The organism is Shewanella sp. SR43-4 (assembly GCF_014163845.1).
Classification (GTDB): domain Bacteria; phylum Pseudomonadota; class Gammaproteobacteria; order Enterobacterales; family Shewanellaceae; genus Shewanella; species Shewanella vesiculosa.
Genome location: NZ_JACJEB010000041.1, coordinates 1 through 2,107, shown reverse-complemented (window position 1 = coordinate 2,107; position 2,107 = coordinate 1). Strand labels below are relative to the sequence as shown.

Annotated in this window: 3 protein-coding genes; all 3 read right to left on the bottom strand. The window is 45.8% G+C overall.

Annotated features, from left to right (window positions below):
• Nucleotides 1-160 precede the first annotated feature (160 nt).
• Complete coding sequence (gene ruvX / locus H5123_RS20280; protein WP_011638297.1) at nt 161-580, bottom strand: Holliday junction resolvase RuvX; 420 nt, start codon at nt 578-580, stop codon at nt 161-163.
• Nucleotides 581-737: 157 nt separating this feature from the next.
• Nucleotides 738-1,298 (bottom strand): YqgE/AlgH family protein, encoded by a 561-nt coding sequence (locus H5123_RS20275; protein ID WP_124017190.1) that lies wholly within the window; start codon nt 1,296-1,298, stop codon nt 738-740.
• A 206-nt stretch (nt 1,299-1,504) separates the two neighbouring features.
• Entirely contained in the window at nt 1,505-1,834 is a 330-nt protein-coding gene (gene yciH / locus H5123_RS20270) for a stress response translation initiation inhibitor YciH (protein ID WP_124017189.1), read from the bottom strand.
• Between the last annotated feature and the right edge of the window lie 273 nt (nt 1,835-2,107).

The window sequence follows — 2,107 nt, the reverse complement described above, 5'->3', positions numbered from 1 at the left end:
TCACGCCCTAGTAGCGAAGCGACCTAGCAGTGACGTAGTCACGCCCTAGTAGCAAAGCGACCCTAGTAGTGACGCAGTCACGCCCTAGTAGCAAAGCGACCCTAGCAGTGACGCAGTCACGCCCTAGCAGCGAAGCGCCCCCTAGAATCGAGGCATTAAGTTAGAATTGGTTTTCGAAATAACTTTCGATAATTAACACCGCTGACACGGCATCCACTTGGCCTTTGGTTAATGCTTTAAAACCACCTAATTCGAATAAGCGCGCTTTGGCATCTGCAGTGGTTAGGCGTTCATCTTGGGTGGCAATCTTGACACCAAATCGACCATTAATTCGATTAGCAAATTTTCGAGCTCGTTGAGTCATCTCTTGCTCAGTGCCGTCCATATTTAATGGCAAGCCAACGACCACAAGATCAGGTTGCCATTCTTTCAATAATTTGTCGATATCATCCCAATTAGGGATGCCATCAACCGCTTTGATCGATAATAAAGGCGTGGCACTGGCAGTGATGGCTTGACCGATAGCGACACCGATACTTTTGGTGCCATAGTCGAAGCCTAAAACGGTTTGTGGTTGCATGTGTATCTCTTTGTTTGAATCTTTAGAGGACGCTTTAAAAGTAACAGCCTAGAGCGCTACGCTGCTAGGACGCTTCGCGGCTAGATTCTATAAATCTTAGCAGCGCAGCTGCCCCCTAGCAGGACGAAGTCCGTCCTAGAAGCGCAGCGAACTATTGTTAAGCATGGCCTATTTGACTCGACATTTGCCAAATATCGAAACCGAGTTGTTGGGTGGCCGACTGCCACATTTGTTCAGGTTCTACGTTAAATAATAACTCGGCCGAAGCTTTGATCGTTAACCAGGTATTGTCGGCAATCTCTTGTTCCAGTTGATTTTTACTCCAACCCGCGTAACCAAGCGCAACCACAAAATTTTCTGGGGATTTGTCTGAGCCAATCGAGGCCAATATATCTCGCGAAGATGTTAGCATTGTCTCCTCACTGATTTCAGTACTATTGAGCCAATGTTTTTGCGGCGTATGCAGTACAAAGCCTCGCTCCGGAGCAACAGGGCCACCAATGAGTACTTGGCTGTCGAGGGAGAATAAAAACTCAGGCGATAAATACAGCTCCATTTGCTCAAGCAGCTCTTCAATCTCCAAACCTATTGGACGGTTAACAATTATGCCCATCGCCCCCTTTTGATCATGCTCGCAAATGTAGATCACTGAGCGTTCGAAAAATGTATCATCTAACGATGGCATGGCAATTAAAAAGTGGTCTTTTAAGCTATCCATATTCTCTCCCCAATAGTGCGTTAACCTTGGGCTTGTTGGTCTTTCCAGATGATTTTTACCGCGATTTGTAGCCATGTCGTACAAGGCAGAACTTGTTGATGTAATTATGCTAGATCAACAAACGATAACGCAGTATAAAGCCGCTAAAAAGATTGCCCGAAGGGTTCGAATAAATATTGACCACCACAGACCAACAAGCCCCAGTATTATCCACCCGCCAATTTCACGGTGAAATTCAACTTCTCTAATATGGATTTTATTTGTTCGCGATTGTCGGTTTGTACCTCAATGCAGAAGTCTTTCACTGTACCACCGCAGCCACATTGTTTCTTCAGTTTTTGCGCTAACTCTTTTAGGGCTTTTTCATCTAACTCGAGCCCTTTGATCACACTAACGCCCTTACCTTTTCGGCCTTTACTGTCTTTGTGGATCCGCACGATACCATCACCGCTTGGTACTTCAACTTGCGGTTTAGGTTGTTCAATACGACCTTTATCAGTGCTATAAACTAATGCGATATTAGGATCTATTCTCATATTATTTCTTTAGCAATAAAACTTTATTTGAGTTTAACAAATCATAAAAGCAGAGGCGAGGATATAAAGCTAAAAGCCTAGAGCGCTACGCTGCTAGGACGCTTCGCGGCTAGAGACTATAAAATCTTAGTAGCGCAGCGACTCTAGCAGTGACGCAGTCACGCCCTAGTAGCGCAGCGACCTAGCAGTGACGCAGTTACGCCCTAGTAGCGCAGCGACCTAGCAGTGACGCAGTCACGCCCTAGTAGCGCAGTGACCTAGCAGTGACGCAGT

Coding starts and splice junctions, on each gene's coding strand:
- ruvX (WP_011638297.1), bottom strand. CDS start 580: ATGCAACCACAAACCGTTTTAGGCTTCGACTATGGCACCAAAAGTATC.
- H5123_RS20275 (WP_124017190.1), bottom strand. CDS start 1,298: ATGGATAGCTTAAAAGACCACTTTTTAATTGCCATGCCATCGTTAGAT.
- yciH (WP_124017189.1), bottom strand. CDS start 1,834: ATGAGAATAGATCCTAATATCGCATTAGTTTATAGCACTGATAAAGGT.